Below are 17,016 nucleotides of genomic sequence, written 5' to 3'. Positions count from 1 at the left end.
CCTTTCCATTCCTGTCAGGCAGCGCCTGTCCCGCCATCTGAACACCATACCTGTCCCGATGTGAAACTGTTTTCCGACGACGCCAGCGTCACGTACAGCGGCGCGATCTCCACGGGCTGCCCAGGTCGGCCCAGCGGCGTACTTTCACCGAATTTCATCACCATATCCATCGGCTGCCCGCCGCTCGACTGTAACGGCGTCCAATAAGGCCCCGGCGCCACCGCGTTAACGCGAATCCCTTTTTTGGCGACCTGCTTGGCCAGCGCTTTGGTAAAAGCAACATTGCAAGCTTTGGTCTGGGCATAATCCAGCAGGATCGCACTGGGATCGAAGGCCTGTACGGATGACGAATTAATAATGACGGAACCCGCTTTCAAATAGGCCATTGCGGCTTTCGAGATCCAGAATGGCGCATAAACATTGGTCTTAAACGTCGCATCAAAGGCTTCCGTCGACAGATCTTCAATGGATTCGGCATACTGCTGCCGACCGGCATTGTTCACCAGGATATCCAGCCCTCCCAGTTTTTCCGCCGCTTCCTTGACTAAACGTTGGCAGAAAGCCTCCGTCCGAATATCGCCGGGGATCGCGACCGCTGTTCGTCCTTCGGCGCGGATCAGCGCAATGACTTCCTGCGCGTCAGGTTCCTCTTCCGGCAGATAGTTAATCGCAACATCCGCTCCTTCCCTGGCGTAAGCGATGGCAACGGCGCGCCCTATTCCCGAATCCCCGCCGGTGATTAGCGCCTTACGGCCATTAAGCCGCCCGCTTCCCCGGTAACTTTTTTCGCCGTGATCGGGAAGCGGCTTCATTTTGCTGGCAAGCCCCGGCGCATCCTGCGGCTGACGTTCAAAAGGGGGCTGCGGATACGCCGTCGACGGATGTTTTGCTGTCTGTGGCAGTGCGGTTTTCTTATCTACAGACTGTTTTTTTTCATTCAAATCCATATTTCGCCTCTATGTTGAGAATATCTTTCGGCATAAAAATTCAAACAACACAATAAGTGTAGGCGATTATCTGGCTTTGTTCAGGGGAAGCGGGAAACAGTGAAAAGTAAAACGGGTGAAATACAGCAGAAAAAATCGGATAAGCGTTTGTGTCCGCCGCCGTTTACCGATAAGCATCCGGCCCAAAAAAATAAAGCCGGCGTTTGCGAAGCGCAAACGCCGGCTAACCTGCTAGCAAGGTAACTTAGCGGCCTCTAATCAAAGCATGCATTTCCTGCACCGAGGTGACCTTCTCCGTCGGATCGGCATTTAACGACATCGCCGTGGCGAATCCGCCATTCATGGTCGTATCGTAGTGAACCTTATACTGCAAGGCGCTACGGCGAATCAGCTTGGAATCCTCAATAGCCTGGCGTCCCGCCGTAGTATTGACGATATAGGTATACTCGCCGTTTTTAATGCGATCCTGAATGTGCGGACGGCCTTCATGAACCTTGTTCACCAGGCGAGGGTTAATCCCCGCTTCGCCCAATTCGATAGCCGTACCGTGGGTCGCATCCAGTTCAAAGCCGTGCTTCAGCAGTTTGGCCGCCAGATCCACCACGCGGGCCTTATCCCCTTCACGCACCGACAGCAGCGCGCGGCCGGATTTTTTCATCGGCGAATTACTGCCCAGCATCGCTTTGGAGAACGCTTCGGCGAATGTCCGGCCAACCCCCATCACTTCACCGGTCGAACGCATTTCCGGCCCCAGAATCGGGTCTACGCCAGGGAATTTGTTGAATGGCAGAACGACTTCTTTCACCGAGTAGTATGGCGGGATCACTTCTTTCGTCACGCCCTGCTGCTCAAGAGATTGTCCGACCATTACCCGAGCAGCCACTTTCGCCAGCGGCACGCCGGTCGCTTTGGAAACGAACGGGACGGTACGCGCCGCGCGCGGGTTAACCTCAATCAGATAGACTTCATTGTTCTTAACCGCAAACTGCACGTTCATCAGGCCGCGAACGCAAAGTTCAAACGCCAGTTTCTCCACCTGCTGACGCATGACGTCCTGAATCTCTTTGCTCAGCGTATAGGCCGGCAAAGAACAGGCTGAGTCGCCGGAGTGAACGCCCGCCTGCTCAATGTGCTCCATGATGCCGCCAATCAGCACGCGCTCGCCGTCACAGATGGCATCCACGTCAACTTCAATGGCGTCGTCCAGGAAATGGTCCAGCAGCACCGGCGCATCGTTGGAAACCACGACCGCATTCTGGAAGTAGCGGCGCAGGTCGATTTCGTCGTACACAATTTCCATCGCCCGGCCGCCGAGCACGTAGGAAGGACGAACCACCAGCGGATAGCCGATGCCGCGCGCTTTCTCCACCGCCTGCTCAATCGCCACCACGGTGGCGTTAGCCGGCTGTTTCAAGCCCAGACGGTTAACCGCCTGCTGGAAACGTTCGCGGTCTTCCGCGCGATCGATGGCATCCGGGCTGGTTCCGATTACCGGCACCCCGGCCGCTTCCAGCGCACGCGCCAGCTTCAGCGGCGTCTGTCCGCCATATTGTACGATGACGCCTTTCGGCTTCTCGATACGCACGATTTCCAGCACATCTTCCAGCGTAACGGGTTCAAAGTACAAACGGTCGGAGGTGTCATAATCGGTAGATACCGTTTCAGGGTTACAGTTCACCATGATGGTTTCATAACCGTCTTCACGTAGCGCCAGCGCGGCATGAACGCAGCAGTAGTCAAATTCGATCCCCTGCCCGATACGGTTTGGCCCGCCGCCCAGCACCATGATTTTGTCGCGATCTTGATTCGGGTTAGCCTCGCACTCATCCTCATAGGTGGAGTACATATAGGCGGTATCGGTGGCGAATTCCGCCGCGCAGGTGTCCACGCGCTTATAGACCGGGTGCAGATCGAACTTATCACGCAGCTTGCGGATTTCGCTTTCAGCCACGCCGGCCAACGCCGCCAGACGCGCGTCGGCAAAACCTTTCCGTTTCAGCAGGCGCAGGAATGCCGCATCCAGGCCGGTAACGCCCTTCTCGGCGACCTGCTCTTCCAGGCGCACCAGCTCTTCAATTTGCACCAGGAACCAACGGTCAATATTGGTCAGATTAAATACGCCGTCCACCGACATGCCGGCGCGGAAGGCATCGGCGATGTACCATATCCGCTCGGCGCCCGCATCTTTCAGCTCGCGGCGGATTTGCGTCAATGACTCCGGATCGTCCAGATCCACTTTCGGATCGAATCCCGTCGCCCCCACTTCCAGACCGCGCAACGCTTTCTGCAACGACTCCTGCTGAGTACGCCCGATCGCCATCACCTCGCCTACCGATTTCATTTGCGTGGTCAGACGGTTGTTGGCCCCGGCGAATTTCTCGAAGTTAAAACGCGGGATCTTGGTGACGACGTAGTCGATGGAAGGTTCGAACGACGCGGGCGTGCGGCCGCCGGTAATGTCGTTCATCAGTTCATCCAGCGTATAGCCAACGGCCAGCTTGGCGGCGATTTTCGCAATCGGGAAACCGGTCGCTTTGGACGCCAGCGCCGAAGAACGGGAAACGCGCGGGTTCATCTCGATAACGATAAGGCGGCCGTTTTTCGGGTTTACCGCAAACTGTACGTTAGAACCGCCGGTTTCCACGCCGATCTCGCGCAGCACCGCCATCGAGGCGTTACGCATGATTTGATATTCTTTGTCGGTCAGCGTTTGCGCCGGCGCAACGGTGATGGAGTCACCGGTGTGAATCCCCATGGCGTCAAAGTTTTCGATGGAGCAGACGATGATGCAGTTGTCGTGTTTATCGCGGACAACTTCCATTTCGTACTCTTTCCAGCCAATCAGCGATTCATCGATCAGTAATTCGTTGGTGGGGGACAGATCCAGGCCGCGTTCGCAGATTTCTTCAAATTCTTCACGGTTATAAGCAATCCCGCCGCCGGTGCCGCCCATGGTAAAGGAAGGGCGGATAATACAGGGGAAGCCCACGTCAGCCGCGACGGCCAGCGCCTCTTCCATATTATGCGCGATGCCGGAGCGCGCGGTATCCAGCCCGATCTTCTTCATCGCCTTGTCGAAACGCTGGCGATCTTCGGCTTTATCAATGGCATCGGCGGTTGCGCCAATCATCGTCACGCCGAATTCGGCCAGCACACCCTGACGCTCCAGCTCCAGCGCGCAGTTCAGCGCCGTCTGGCCGCCCATCGTCGGCAGTATCGCGTCAGGACGCTCTTTCTCGATAATCTTGCGCACCACTTCCCAGTGAATCGGCTCGATATAGGTGGCGTCGGCCATTTCCGGATCGGTCATGATGGTCGCCGGGTTTGAGTTAACCAGGACGACGCGGTATCCCTCTTCGCGCAGCGCTTTACACGCCTGTGCGCCAGAGTAGTCGAACTCACAGGCTTGGCCGATGACAATCGGGCCGGCGCCCAGAATCAGGATGCTTTTAATATCTGTACGTTTTGGCATTTTCTCGCTCCTGATTATTTTGCTGAAGAACGGTAAGTCTTAATCAATTCGATAAAGTGGTCGAAAAACGGCGCCGCATCGTGCGGTCCGGGGCTGGCCTCGGGGTGTCCCTGAAAACTGAACGCCGGTTTATCGGTGCGATGAATCCCCTGCACCGTCTGGTCAAACAGCGATATGTGCGTCACGCGCAGCGTGTCGGGCAAATTATTTTCATCAACCGCAAAACCGTGGTTCTGCGCGGTGATGATTACGCGGTCGTTATCCAGATCTTTTACCGGATGGTTGCCGCCGTGGTGACCAAGCTTCATTTTGATGGTCTGCGCGCCGCTTGCCAGCGCCAGCAACTGGTGGCCGAGACAGATACCGAATACCGGGATATCCGTTTCCAGAAAAGTTTTAATCGCCCGGATGGCGTAGTCGCAAGGCTCCGGGTCGCCCGGACCGTTCGACAGGAAGATCCCGTCGGGATTAAGTTTCAAAACGTCTTCCGCCGATGTCTGCGCGGGAACCACCGTCAGGCGGCATCCTCTGTCCACCAGCAGACGCAGAATATTGCGCTTCACGCCGTAGTCGTAAGCCACCACATGGTAAGGCAGTTCGCTTTCCGGCGTGGCGGCGGGCAGCCCCCCTTCCAGCTTCCAGCTCCCCTGCGACCAGCCATAGCTTTCCGTTGTGGTGACCTCTTTCGCCAGGTCCATCCCTTTCAGCCCCGGAAACGCCTGCGCCTTTTCCAACGCCAGTTCGGCGCTCGGTTCGTCGCCGGCAATAATGCAGCCGTTCTGCGCGCCTTTCTCGCGCAGCAGTCGAGTCAGCTTGCGGGTATCGATATCGGCGATGGCGACGACGTTGTTGCGTTTAAGGTACTCAGAAAGACCTTCTTCACTGCGGTAGTTACTGGCAATCAACGGCAAGTCGCGGATGACCAGCCCCTGAGCCTGTATGGAAGATGATTCTTCATCGGCTTCGTTGGTGCCGACATTACCGATATGGGGATAAGTGAGAGTGACAATCTGGCGGGAATAGGAAGGATCAGTAAGGATTTCTTGATATCCGGTCATCGACGTATTGAAGACCACTTCCCCCACTGCCGACCCTTCCGCCCCGATGGCCCGACCATGGAATTGGGTTCCGTCTTCCAGAACCAATAGCGCTGACTTAATCAAAACACCCTCCAAGGAATAAAAAATCATGTTATTTGCATATTAATTCAGATTAATCGATCTAAATCAACGCAAAAACCACCCTCAAGGTAAATTTTTGGCAAATTGGGCGCATTTTAATGATGGTCGGCTGAATTGTCCACTTCAACCGCACTTTTTCTCTTCTTTTTATCCTTTATGGTATAAATACCGCCCCTCAACCGTAAAAAGGTATGTTAACTAGGGAAAGAAAACGGTTGCCGACTCACATGGCTGAAACAAGCGCAATAATCGACCAATATCGCCGATTACAGGGCTTCAACAGCCGAAAACGCCCCGAATAAAGCGATAAAACAGGAAAAATAAAGGCTTTGATTAAAAAACAAGATAAAAAGGCAAAAAATACAAGTAGCGATAAAAAATCGCCACTTATATCAATTAATTAATAAATTAATTATTTTTACAAATCATCCAAACCCAGCACATCGCCCATATCGAACAGCCCGGATTTCTTATCCTTTAACCATATTGCAGCGCGAACCGCGCCATTTGCGAAGGTCATGCGGCTGGAAGCCTTATGGGTAATCTCAACGCGTTCGCCAATATCGGCAAACATCGCCGTATGTTCGCCGACGATGTCGCCCGCCCGCACGGTGGCAAAACCGATACTTTTCGGATCGCGTTCTCCGGTATGTCCTTCCCGGGCATACACGGCGCAAGCCTTCAGATCCCGCCCCAGCGCGCCGGCGATGGCTTCTCCCATCGCCAATGCCGTACCTGAGGGCGCATCCACTTTATGGCGGTGATGAGCCTCAATAATTTCGATATCGGTGTAATCCCCCATGACTTTGGCGGCTTTCTCCAGCAGTTTCAGCATGACATTCACGCCAACGCTGAAATTAGCGGCGAAAACAATGCCGATATCCTGTGCGGCTTCGCGAATAGCGGCTTTTCCCTGCTCATCAAAGCCTGTAGTGCCGATAATCATCGATTTGTGGTGCCGGCGGCAAAACGCCAGATGGGCCAGCGTGCCTTCGGGGCGGGTAAAATCGATAAGAACATCAAAATCATCGCAAACGGCATCCAGGCTATCGCTCACCGCCACGCCAGATTTTCCCACTCCGGCCAGCTCGCCCGCATCGGCGCCCACCAGAGAAGAGCCCTGACGTTCCAACGCCGCGCCAAATACGGCGCCTTTAGTTTGTTCAACCGCTTGAATAAGCTGGCGCCCCATGCGACCGCCGGCCCCGGCAACCGCGATACGGATCGATGAATCCTTCATAATGTCTCTCTCTTTGCTAATTCCGCTATGAAATATACCCAATGAATTTCAAGGTGCTGAGTATACGTTAGGTTAACGGGCGCGAAGTGCTACCGCCAGCGTATTCGTCACCAGATTAGAAAATTATGTCAGCGGGAAAATTAAATCAGTAAAAACCATCTCAACCTGCCGCCTGAATCCGCGGCGCGAAAGCAGTAACGCATAAACATGCATTTTTATCAGATTAATATTAATGGGTGATGACGATGACTCAGAGGATATGGAAGCGATAAAAAAGGCGGTGGGGAAAATTGCGCCACCGCCGGAATAGGTTAGTCGATTTGCTTCACCTCGACGCGAAGTTCTTTCGGCACTTCGAAGACGATGTTTTCTTCCCGCCCCTGAATTTCAACCGTGACCTTGCCGCCTAACGCCTGCAAACGGCTGAGCACCTGCTGCACCAGAATATCCGGCGCCGATGCGCCGGCCGTCACGCCGACATGATCAATGCCGGCCAGCCAGCTTTCCTGAATGTCTTCCGCGGCATCAATCAGATAAGCGGCTTTACCGGCCCGCTGCGCCAGTTCTGCCAACCGATTGGAGTTAGAAGAGTTCTTTGAACCCACCACCAGCACCACATCCGCCATCCCCGCCAGACTACGCACCGCCTCCTGGCGGTTGGTGGTGGCATAACAGATATCGTCCTTGCGCGGGCCGATAATGCGCGGGAAACGCTCACGCAACGCGTCAATGACCGCCGACGTATCATCAACCGACAACGTGGTCTGCGTCATAAAACACAGGTTGTTTTCATCCTTTACCTGTAGCCGCCACACATCGTCCGGCGACTCAACCAAATACATGCCGCCGTCCTCGTTGCTGTACTGCCCCATCGTGCCTTCCACTTCCGGATGCCCGGCATGGCCGATAAGGATAGCTTCGACGCCTTTACGGCTGGCTCTCGCCACTTCCATATGCACCTTAGTCACCAGCGGGCAGGTCGCGTCAAAGACCGTCAGATCGCGGTTTTTCGCTTCATTGCGCACGGCCTGGGATACGCCGTGCGCGGAGAAAATCAGAATCGAGCCGTCCGGCACTTCTTCTATTTGCTCAATGAATATCGCGCCACGCTCACGCAATCCGTTGACGACATAGCGGTTATGCACCACTTCATGACGCACATAAATCGGCGTGCCAAATATCTCTAACGCCCGTTCAACAATGCTGATGGCGCGATCAACCCCGGCGCAAAAGCCACGCGGGTTAGCCAGCAAGATCTGCATGAGGAACCTCCTGCTGAGATGGATCAATGTCCAACACTTCCAGATCGAACGTAATAGACTGACCGGCCAACGGATGATTAAAGTCCACCGTAACGGACTCTTCCGCCACATCGCGGATAATCCCAGGCATATCAGTACCGCCGATACCGCTGAACAACATAATGGTCCCCACGTCCGGTACCCCGGTCTGGGCAAAATCGCGACGCAGGAAAAACTGGATCATATCGGGGTTCACCGAGCCGAAAGCGGATTCCGGCGGTAGCGTGAACTGACATTTCTCACCGCGTTTCAAGCCTTGCAGATGCCGCTCCAGTTCATCGGACAAACTGCCATCCCCAAGACGAAACAACGCGGGCTTGCCGTTTTCGCGGGTGGATTCCGCCACTGAACCGTCTTCCAGGGTCAGAGTGAAGTGTACCAACACCGCGCTGTCGCTCTGTACAGTCTCAGACATCAATGGCCCTTTTGCTTAACCGAATCGTCATGTTTACTGAAAAAGCCTTCCAGCACGACGAGCGCCGCGCCGACACAGATAGCGCTATCCGCCAGATTGAACGTGGCAAAGTGCCAATCGCCGACGTAGAAGTCGATAAAATCCACGACAAAGCCATGCCACATGCGGTCAAATAGATTGCCCAACGCACCGCCGATAATCAACGCATAGGCGATGTTATTCAGCTTTTGGCGCGCGCTGCCGCGATACATCAGCACCAGCATGGCGATCACGATGGCGATGGCGATACCGGCAAAAAACCAGCGTTGCCAACCGCCTTTATCAGCCAGAAAACTGAATGCCGCGCCATAATTGCGGGCATAGTGCAGATTCAGATGCGAAATCAGCGGCTGGGTGTCCCCCAGCGCAAAGTTGGCCAGAATCCACTGCTTGCTGCCGAGGTCGACAACCAGAACCAACAGCGCCAGCCAAAGCCAGCGCAACCCACTCGAACAGATCGATTTATTCATCAGACAAATTTACGCTCTTCGCCTTTGCCGCCGACGTTGGTCGCGCAGCGACCACAAATGTCGGGATGATCGGTATCAGTACCGATATCTGACTCGTAATGCCAGCAACGCGGACACTTGTGCCCTTCCGCCTTGCTTAAGGCAATTTTCAATCCAGCTAGTTCAGTGCTCTGTGCATCGGCTGGCGCATTTTCGTACGATTCAACCTTCGCTTTTGAAGTCAGCAGGGCAAAATGCAGTTCCTGACGCAGCTGATTGAGCTTATCCGCCAGACCGGCATCGGCATACAGCGTGACGGACGCTTCCAGCGATCCGCCGATACGCTTGTCGTTACGCGCTTGTTCGATCACTTTGTTCACTTCACTGCGAACTTTCAGGATCTCGGCCCAGAAAGCGTCATTCATGACGTCTGCCGTATCCAGACCGAACAAACCGTCATACCACTCCTCGGTAAACACATACTGAGCGCGTTCACCAGGCAGATATCCCCAGATTTCATCCGCGGTGAATGACAGGATAGGCGCCATCCAGCGAACCAGCGCTTCGGAAATATGGTACAGCGCCGTCTGACAGCTACGGCGGGCGATGCTGTCGCTCTTCGCGGTGTACTGACGATCCTTGATGATATCAAGATAGAATGAACCCATCTCGATAGAACAGAACTGCATCAGACGCTGCACCACGCGGTGGAAATCGTAGCTGTCGTAGGCTTCGACGATCTCTTCCTGCGCCGCTTTCGCGCAGCCGACCGCCCAGCGATCCAGCACCACCATCTCTTCCGGCTTCACCATATCCGTCTTCGGATCAAACCCATTCAGGTTGGCCAGCAGGAAACGCGCGGTGTTGCGAATACGGCGATAGGCATCGGCCGAACGTTTCAGGATCTCATCCGACACCGCGATTTCACCGGAATAGTCGGTTGAGCCGATCCACAAACGCAGAATATCGCCGCCCAGTTTATTCATGACATCCTGCGGGCTGATGGTATTGCCGATCGATTTGGACATTTTGCGTCCCTGACCATCGACGGTGAAACCGTGCGTCAGTACCTGACGGTAAGGCGCTTTTCCTTTGATCGCCGTCGAAATCATCAGGGATGACATAAACCAGCCGCGATGCTGATCGGAACCTTCCAGATACATATCCGCCGAATGGCCGCCGAATTCAGGGCGAACTTCAACCACGGAGGCATGCGTCGATCCGGAGTCGAACCAAACATCCAGCGTATCGGGAACCTTAACGTAGTTATCCGCATCGGCGCCCAGCACCTCTTTCGGATCAAGATCCCACCACGCCTGAATGCCATCTTTCTCGACGCGTTTCGCCACTTCTTCGATCAATTCTTTGGTGCGGGGATGCAGTTCTTCCGTCTCTTTATGGACGAAGAGCGACATCGGCACGCCCCAGGTGCGCTGACGGGAAATACACCAGTCAGGGCGATTGGCGACCATCGCTTCAATACGCGCCTGGCCCCAGTCCGGGATCCACTGCACGCTTTTGATTTCAGACAGCGACTGTTTACGCAGACCTTTCTGATCCATGCTGATGAACCACTGCGGCGTGGCCCGGAAGATGATCGGGGTTTTATGCCGCCAGCAGCACGGGTAGCTGTGCAACATTTTTTCCAGATGCAGCAGAGCGCCGTGTTCGCGCAAGATCTCGACGACGATGTCGTTAGCCTTGAAGACAAACTTGCCGTCCAGTTCGGGATAAGTTCCGGTCAGATAGCAGCCGTTCGGCCCGACCGGATTCGCGATTTCCAGTCCATATTGCTGACCGACGACATAGTCTTCCGGGCCATGTCCGGGAGCGGTATGCACCGCGCCGGTACCGGCATCCAGCGTCACGTGGTCGCCCAAAACGACCGGCACATCAAAGCCCATGAACGGATGCTGGAAGCGCAATAATTCAAGATCGCCGCCTTGGCATTCGCCCAGCACTTCCCAGCTTTCGGCGCCGATGCGCTTCATCACGCTTTCCACCAGGTCGGCGGCAAGAATCAACGCCCGGCCTTCTATCTGAACCAGTTGATAAACGAACGCTGAATTCAGCGCAATCGCACGGTTGGCGGGCAGCGTCCACGGCGTGGTGGTCCAGATGACCAGAGAAAGCGGACCATCAACCTGACTTACGCCGAATTTCGCACAGACGGCGGCGGCATCGACGGCGTTAAACGCAACGTCAATCGCGGGCGACGTTTTGTCGTAATATTCCACTTCGGCTTCCGCCAGCGCGGAACCGCAATCGGCGCACCAGTGCACCGGCTTGGCGCCTTTATGCAGGTGGCCGTTCTCAATGACCCGGCCCAGCGTACGAATGATGTTGGCTTCCGTCGTGAAGTCCATCGTCAGGTAGGGATGTTCCCAGTCGCCCAATACGCCGAGACGGATGAAATCCTTCTTCTGGCCGGCAACCTGTTCGGCCGCATATTTACGGCATTCGGCGCGGAACTCCGCGGCGCTGACCTTCTCGCCCGGCTTGCCGATAAGCTGTTCGACTTTCAGTTCGATCGGCAGCCCATGGCAGTCCCAGCCAGGCACATACGGCGAGTCATAGCCAGACAGCGTTTTAGACTTAACGATAATGTCTTTAAGAATTTTATTAACCGAGTGACCAATATGAATGCTGCCATTCGCATAGGGAGGGCCATCGTGCAGAATAAAGGTTTTTTTGCCCTTTTTAGCATTGCGAATAATCCCGTATAGATCCTGTTCATACCAACGTTTCAGCATGCCAGGTTCACGCTTGGCCAAATCGCCACGCATCGGGAACCCTGTTTCCGGCAAGTTCAGGGTAGTCTTATAGTCACTCATTAGATTCTCGATTTCGTCTTCGGCTAGAAAAATTAAACCGGTGTCTTTAACCCAAAAAATATCCGGGCCGTCACCACATCGTCCGCGATTTGCCGCTTTAACGCCTCAAGCGAAGCAAACCGCTGTTCATTACGTATCTTTTTGCGCAGCACCACTTCTATATGACGACCGTACAAATCCATCGTCGTATCCAGCAGATGCACCTCAAGCTGCTGGCGCTTGTCTCCGGTAACCGTCGGACGCGAACCAATATTGGCGACGCCCGGTATCGGTTTATCGCCAAGGCCGTACACGCTGACGGCATAAACGCCGTTAACCGGCGATACCTGACGCTTTAACGGCAGATTGGCGGTAGGGAAGCCTATTGTCCGCCCCAGCGCATTGCCATGAACCACTCGCCCGGAAATACTATAAGGATGCCCCAACAGGTTTTCCGCCAGCGTTAAATCATCGTTCATGAGCGCTTCCCGTACGGCGGTGCTGCTCACTCGCTTACCATCATTACAGAATGAAGCCGTGCTGATAACCTCAAACCCCGCGTCCGCGCCAGCCTTCTGTAATAACAGGAAATCGCCCTGCCGGCCAGCCCCGAAACGGAAGTCATCCCCCACCACCAGAAACCTGACGCCCAGCTTTTCCACCAGTAAAGTAGAAATAAAGGTTTGCGCATGATTAGCGGCAAAGCGAGGGTCAAACTTGACGCACAGCAAATAGTCCACGCCTGCTTTCTTCAAATAATTCACTTTATCGCGCAGACTCGTCAACCGCGCAGGCGCTTTCTCAGCGGAAAACAGCTCCTGAGGCTGAGGCTCGAATATCATCACCATCACCGGGAGGCCCCGCAAGCGCCCCTCCTGTTTCAGACGTTCCAGCAGCATCTGATGTCCGCGGTGCACGCCGTCAAAATTACCAATAGTGAGCACACAGCCATAGTGGCGCGCCCGAAGATTGTGTATACCGCGAATTAGCTGCATAGCTGGCTCAAAACAAATGGGTTAAATAATGGAAATCGGCGGATTATACCTTGTACAGCGAGTAAGGTTAACCCGCGATTCGCGCCTTTTACTGACAGCATTGCGGATACCGTTGCTAATTTTGTTGTCCGGATGCCGATGGCCGGGTCTATTCCGGCTAGGAAGTCAGGCGTTCCGCCGGGGTTTTATCCGTGATTGACGGTTTTACCGATGATTAATGACATCCGGGTAAATTTATGACGTGAAAAGCTGTATTCCACGGTCTGAAGCTGTTAAAATCCTGCGCCATCACAACGAAACAAGCGTTGACGTACAAACGACGCTTATTTGCACAAATCCATTGACAAACGAAGGCTAAAAGGGCATATTCCTCGGCCTTTGAATTGTCCTCGATAGAATATATTTGGGAGTTGGACCTTGGCTAATATCAAATCAGCTAAGAAACGCGCCGTACAGTCTGAGAAGCGCCGCAAGCATAACGCAAGCCGTCGCTCCATGATGCGTACTTTCATCAAGAAAGTATACGCGGCGATCGCTACTGGCGATAAAGAAGCGGCACAGAATGCGTTTAACGATATGCAACCGATCGTGGATCGCCAGGCAAGCAAAGGCCTGATCCACAAGAACAAAGCTGCACGTCATAAATCCAATCTGGTTGCGCGCATCAACGCTATGCAATAATTGCGTTTTCGCATATTGCTGTTAAAAAAACCGGCTCAGGCCGGTTTTTTTGCATCTAAAACCACCAGCGTTTTATCCCGCGAAGAAGCGCCTTACGACCGCATCCTCACTCCCCCGCTAATACCATCGCCCACCGTCATCTTTGCGCCGACGGCTCGGAGCACAAGAAACGCCGCCTCGCGCAGGCGGGAACGACGCATTTTTAATTATGACTTGCCGGCAAACGCAAAAAACCGGCTGATGATTTTTCAGCCGGTTTTTGTCTGCAGCGCAGGCGCGGCAACGTTAGCGAGTCAGATCGTCAAAGAATTTCTTCACGCCGTCAAAGAAACTTTTAGAGCGCGGACTGTTTCTTTCGCCCGACGGGCCGCCAAAACTTTCCGCCAGCTCTTGCAACAGTTGCCTTTGCCGCTCGTTCAGGCTGACAGGGGTTTCCACCACCACCCGGCATAGCAGATCGCCCTGCGCGCCGCCGCGTACTGATTTCACGCCCTTGCCGCGCATGCGGAACAGTTTGCCGGTTTGCGTTTCCGCCGGCACCTTCAGCTTCACACGGCCATCCAGCGTCGGCACTTCGATTTCTCCGCCCAGAGCGGCCATGGCGAAGTTAATCGGCACTTCACAGTACAGGTTGTTTTCTTCGCGCTGGAAGATAGGATGCGCTTTTACCTGAACCTGGACGTATAAATCGCCCGCTGGCGCGCCATGCTCCCCCGCTTCCCCTTCGCCGGACAAACGAATGCGATCGCCCGTATCCACACCGGCCGGGATTTTCACCGACAGCGTTTTGCTCTTTTCTACACGCCCATGACCGTGACACTTCGTGCACGGATCCTTGATGATCTTGCCGCGGCCATGACAGTGCGGACAAGTCTGTTGAACAGTAAAAAAGCCCTGACGCATTTGCACCTGACCATTGCCATGACAGGTGGGACAGGTAACGGGAGAACTACCAGGCTTAGCCCCGCTGCCATGACATGCGTCGCACTCTTCCAACGTAGGGATACGGATCTCTTTGGTGACGCCGCGGACTGCTTCTTCCAGCGTCAATTCCATGTTATAGCGTAAATCGGAGCCCCGGCTCGCGCGCTGACGGCGGCCGCCGCCAAAAATATCACCGAAAACGTCGCCAAAAATATCACCGAAATCGGCACCGCCGCCAAAACCGCCGCCGCCCATACCACCTTGTTCAAATGCAGCATGGCCGTACTGATCGTAGGCGGCGCGTTTCTGGGAGTCGGTGAGGATCTCGTAGGCTTCTTTAATCTCTTTAAACCGCGTCTCGGCAGTGCTATCGCCAGGATTACGATCCGGGTGATACTTCATCGCCAGACGCTTATAGGCCTTCTTGATTTCACGCTCATCGGCATCTTTAGCAACGCCTAAAATCTCGTAATAGTCTTGCTTCGCCATTCTTTTTTTCCTGCCCTCAACATGCGTGCACGGGCGTAGAGTTTCCTCAACGCCCGTGCTGGTTGCCAGCAACAGTCCCTAGTCACCGTTACTGCGCCCGCTTAAGGGCGATTACTTTTTATCTTTTACTTCTTCAAACTCGGCATCAACTACATCGTCGTCTTTACGAGCAGAAGCATCACCGGCGGCGCTTGCACTTTCAGCGCCGGCCTGAGCCTGCTGCTGAGACGCTTCCAGCAATTTACCCGAAGCCTGAACCAGCGCCTGAATTTTCGCTTCGATATCCGCCTTGTCTTCGCCTTTCAGCGCGCTTTCCAATGCTTTCAGAGCGTCGTCGATCGCTGTCTTGTCGTCGGCGGCCAGATTATCACCGATTTCTTCCAGCTGTTTACGCGTACTGTGCAACAGGTGATCGCCCTGGTTGCGCGTCTGAACCAGCTCTTCAAACTTACGGTCGGATTCCGCATTCGCTTCTGCCTCACGAACCATTTTCTGGATTTCTTCTTCATTCAGACCAGAAGAGGCTTTAATCGTGATTTTCTGCTCGCGGCCGCTGTTTTTATCTTTAGCGGAAACGTGCAGGATACCATCAGCATCGATATCGAAGGTAACTTCGATCTGAGGCATACCGCGCGGCGCCGGCTGAATACCATCCAGGTTGAACTGCCCCAGGGACTTGTTATCGCTGGCGCGTTTACGTTCACCCTGCAGAACGTGAATCGTCACCGCAGACTGATTGTCTTCCGCCGTAGAGAACACCTGGCTGTGTTTGGTCGGGATGGTGGTGTTCTTGGCAATCAGCGCCGTCATCACGCCGCCCATGGTTTCGATACCCAGAGACAGCGGGGTAACGTCCAGCAGCAGAACGTCTTTCACATCGCCGGACAACACGCCGCCCTGTACCGCAGCGCCGATAGCAACCGCTTCATCCGGGTTAACGTCTTTACGAGGTTCTTTACCGAAGAAGTCGGCCACTTTTTTCTGCACCAGCGGCATACGGGTCTGACCACCGACCAGGATCACGTCCTTAACTTCAGAAACAGACAGACCGGCATCTTTCAGAGCGACTTTCAGCGGTTCCAGAGAACGATTCACCAGATCTTCAACCAGAGACTCCAGTTTGGCGCGAGTCACTTTGATGTTCAGGTGTTTCGGACCGCTCGCATCCGCGGTGATGTACGGCAGATTAACGTCGGTCTGCTGAGCGGAAGAAAGCTCGATTTTGGCTTTTTCCGCCGCTTCTTTCAGACGCTGCATCGCCAGAGGATCGTTACGCAGATCGAAGCCCTGTTCTTTCTTGAATTCATCAACCAGGTAGTTGATCAAACGGCTGTCGAAGTCTTCGCCGCCCAGGTGGGTATCACCGTTGGTCGCCAGAACTTCAAAGGTTTTTTCGCCATCAACTTCATCAATTTCGATAATAGAGATATCGAATGTACCACCGCCCAGGTCATATACCGCGATGGTGCGATTACCGACTTCTTTATCCAGACCATACGCCAGTGCGGCGGCGGTCGGTTCGTTGATAATACGTTTCACTTCCAGACCAGCGATACGGCCGGCGTCTTTTGTCGCCTGACGCTGCGCATCGTTGAAGTAAGCCGGTACGGTAATAACCGCTTCGGTGACCGGCTCGCCCAGATAATCTTCAGCCGTTTTCTTCATTTTCTTCAGCACTTCAGCTGAAATTTGCGGCGGAGCCATTTTCTGGCCTTTTACTTCCAACCAGGCATCGCCATTGTCGGCTTCAATGATTTTGTACGGCATGATATTGGTATCACGCTGTACTTCTTCATCTTTAAAACGACGGCCAATCAGACGTTTAATTGCAAACAACGTATTCTGCGGGTTAGTCACCGCCTGACGTTTAGCCGGCTGGCCAACCAGAGTTTCACCGTCTTGCGTGTAAGCAATAATTGAAGGAGTCGTACGATCGCCTTCGCTGTTTTCCAGTACCTTAACCTGCGTACCGTCCATGATCGCTACACAAGAGTTGGTTGTACCAAGGTCGATACCAATAATCTTACCCATCTAAACATCTCCACTAAAAAGTCATATTCGGTGTGGTAG

General features: G+C 54.2%; 13 protein-coding genes. 2 read left to right on the top strand and 11 right to left on the bottom strand.

The window, feature by feature from the left end; translation table 11 throughout:
- Nucleotides 1-14 precede the first annotated feature (14 nt).
- Nucleotides 15-947 (bottom strand): SDR family oxidoreductase, encoded by a 933-nt coding sequence (locus tag HC231_RS03300; RefSeq protein ID WP_208229711.1) that lies wholly within the window; start codon nt 945-947, stop codon nt 15-17.
- 99 nt (nt 948-1,046) lie between these two features.
- Between HC231_RS03300 and HC231_RS03295 the strand changes: the two genes are divergently transcribed.
- Nucleotides 1,047-1,190 carry a hypothetical protein gene (locus HC231_RS03295; RefSeq protein ID WP_208229710.1) on the top strand — a complete coding sequence of 48 codons (144 nt, stop codon included), beginning with the start codon at nt 1,047-1,049 and terminating at the stop codon, nt 1,188-1,190.
- Between the two features lies 1 nt (nt 1,191).
- On the opposite strand, the gene carB is transcribed toward HC231_RS03295, so the two are convergent.
- The 8 genes from carB to ribF form a co-directional block, all read right to left on the bottom strand.
- The gene (gene carB, locus HC231_RS03290; protein ID WP_208229709.1) at nt 1,192-4,419 is read right to left on the bottom strand and encodes a carbamoyl-phosphate synthase large subunit; all 3,228 of its coding nucleotides are present in this window, start codon (nt 4,417-4,419) and stop codon (nt 1,192-1,194) included.
- A gap of 14 nt (nt 4,420-4,433) precedes the next feature.
- Nucleotides 4,434-5,582: a glutamine-hydrolyzing carbamoyl-phosphate synthase small subunit gene (gene carA / locus HC231_RS03285; protein WP_425490506.1), complete on the bottom strand. Its 1,149-nt coding sequence runs from the start codon at nt 5,580-5,582 to the stop codon at nt 4,434-4,436.
- Between the two features lie 436 nt (nt 5,583-6,018).
- Complete coding sequence (gene dapB / locus HC231_RS03280) at nt 6,019-6,840, bottom strand: 4-hydroxy-tetrahydrodipicolinate reductase (protein ID WP_208229707.1); 822 nt, start codon at nt 6,838-6,840, stop codon at nt 6,019-6,021.
- A gap of 311 nt (nt 6,841-7,151) precedes the next feature.
- Complete coding sequence (gene ispH / locus HC231_RS03275; protein ID WP_208229706.1) at nt 7,152-8,102, bottom strand: 4-hydroxy-3-methylbut-2-enyl diphosphate reductase; 951 nt, start codon at nt 8,100-8,102, stop codon at nt 7,152-7,154.
- Complete coding sequence (fkpB, locus tag HC231_RS03270; protein ID WP_208229705.1) at nt 8,083-8,556, bottom strand: FKBP-type peptidyl-prolyl cis-trans isomerase; 474 nt, start codon at nt 8,554-8,556, stop codon at nt 8,083-8,085. The genes ispH and fkpB overlap by 20 nt, the downstream gene beginning before the upstream one ends.
- Nucleotides 8,556-9,065 (bottom strand): signal peptidase II, encoded by a 510-nt coding sequence (gene lspA, locus HC231_RS03265; RefSeq protein WP_208229704.1) that lies wholly within the window; start codon nt 9,063-9,065, stop codon nt 8,556-8,558. The genes fkpB and lspA overlap by 1 nt, the downstream gene beginning before the upstream one ends.
- Complete coding sequence (gene ileS, locus HC231_RS03260; protein ID WP_208229703.1) at nt 9,065-11,878, bottom strand: isoleucine--tRNA ligase; 2,814 nt, start codon at nt 11,876-11,878, stop codon at nt 9,065-9,067. The genes lspA and ileS overlap by 1 nt, the downstream gene beginning before the upstream one ends.
- A gap of 32 nt (nt 11,879-11,910) precedes the next feature.
- The gene (ribF, locus tag HC231_RS03255; protein WP_208229702.1) at nt 11,911-12,852 is read right to left on the bottom strand and encodes a bifunctional riboflavin kinase/FAD synthetase; all 942 of its coding nucleotides are present in this window, start codon (nt 12,850-12,852) and stop codon (nt 11,911-11,913) included.
- A gap of 417 nt (nt 12,853-13,269) precedes the next feature.
- On the opposite strand from ribF, the gene rpsT reads away from it, so the two are divergent.
- Nucleotides 13,270-13,533 (top strand): 30S ribosomal protein S20, encoded by a 264-nt coding sequence (gene rpsT / locus HC231_RS03250; RefSeq protein WP_009111382.1) that lies wholly within the window; start codon nt 13,270-13,272, stop codon nt 13,531-13,533.
- Between the two features lie 285 nt (nt 13,534-13,818).
- Here rpsT and dnaJ read toward each other — a convergent pair whose 3' ends face one another.
- Together dnaJ and dnaK are read right to left on the bottom strand one after the other, a co-directional pair.
- Nucleotides 13,819-14,946 carry a molecular chaperone DnaJ gene (gene dnaJ / locus HC231_RS03245; RefSeq protein ID WP_208229701.1) on the bottom strand — a complete coding sequence of 376 codons (1,128 nt, stop codon included), beginning with the start codon at nt 14,944-14,946 and terminating at the stop codon, nt 13,819-13,821.
- Nucleotides 14,947-15,057: 111 nt separating this feature from the next.
- Nucleotides 15,058-16,977, bottom strand: a complete 1,920-nt coding sequence (gene dnaK / locus HC231_RS03240; RefSeq protein ID WP_208229700.1) for a molecular chaperone DnaK — start codon at nt 16,975-16,977, stop codon at nt 15,058-15,060.
- Between the last annotated feature and the right edge of the window lie 39 nt (nt 16,978-17,016).

This window comes from Brenneria izadpanahii, from assembly GCF_017569925.1.
Classification (GTDB): Bacteria; Pseudomonadota; Gammaproteobacteria; order Enterobacterales; family Enterobacteriaceae; genus Brenneria; species Brenneria izadpanahii.
This window is presented reverse-complemented; position numbering and strand designations above follow the sequence as displayed.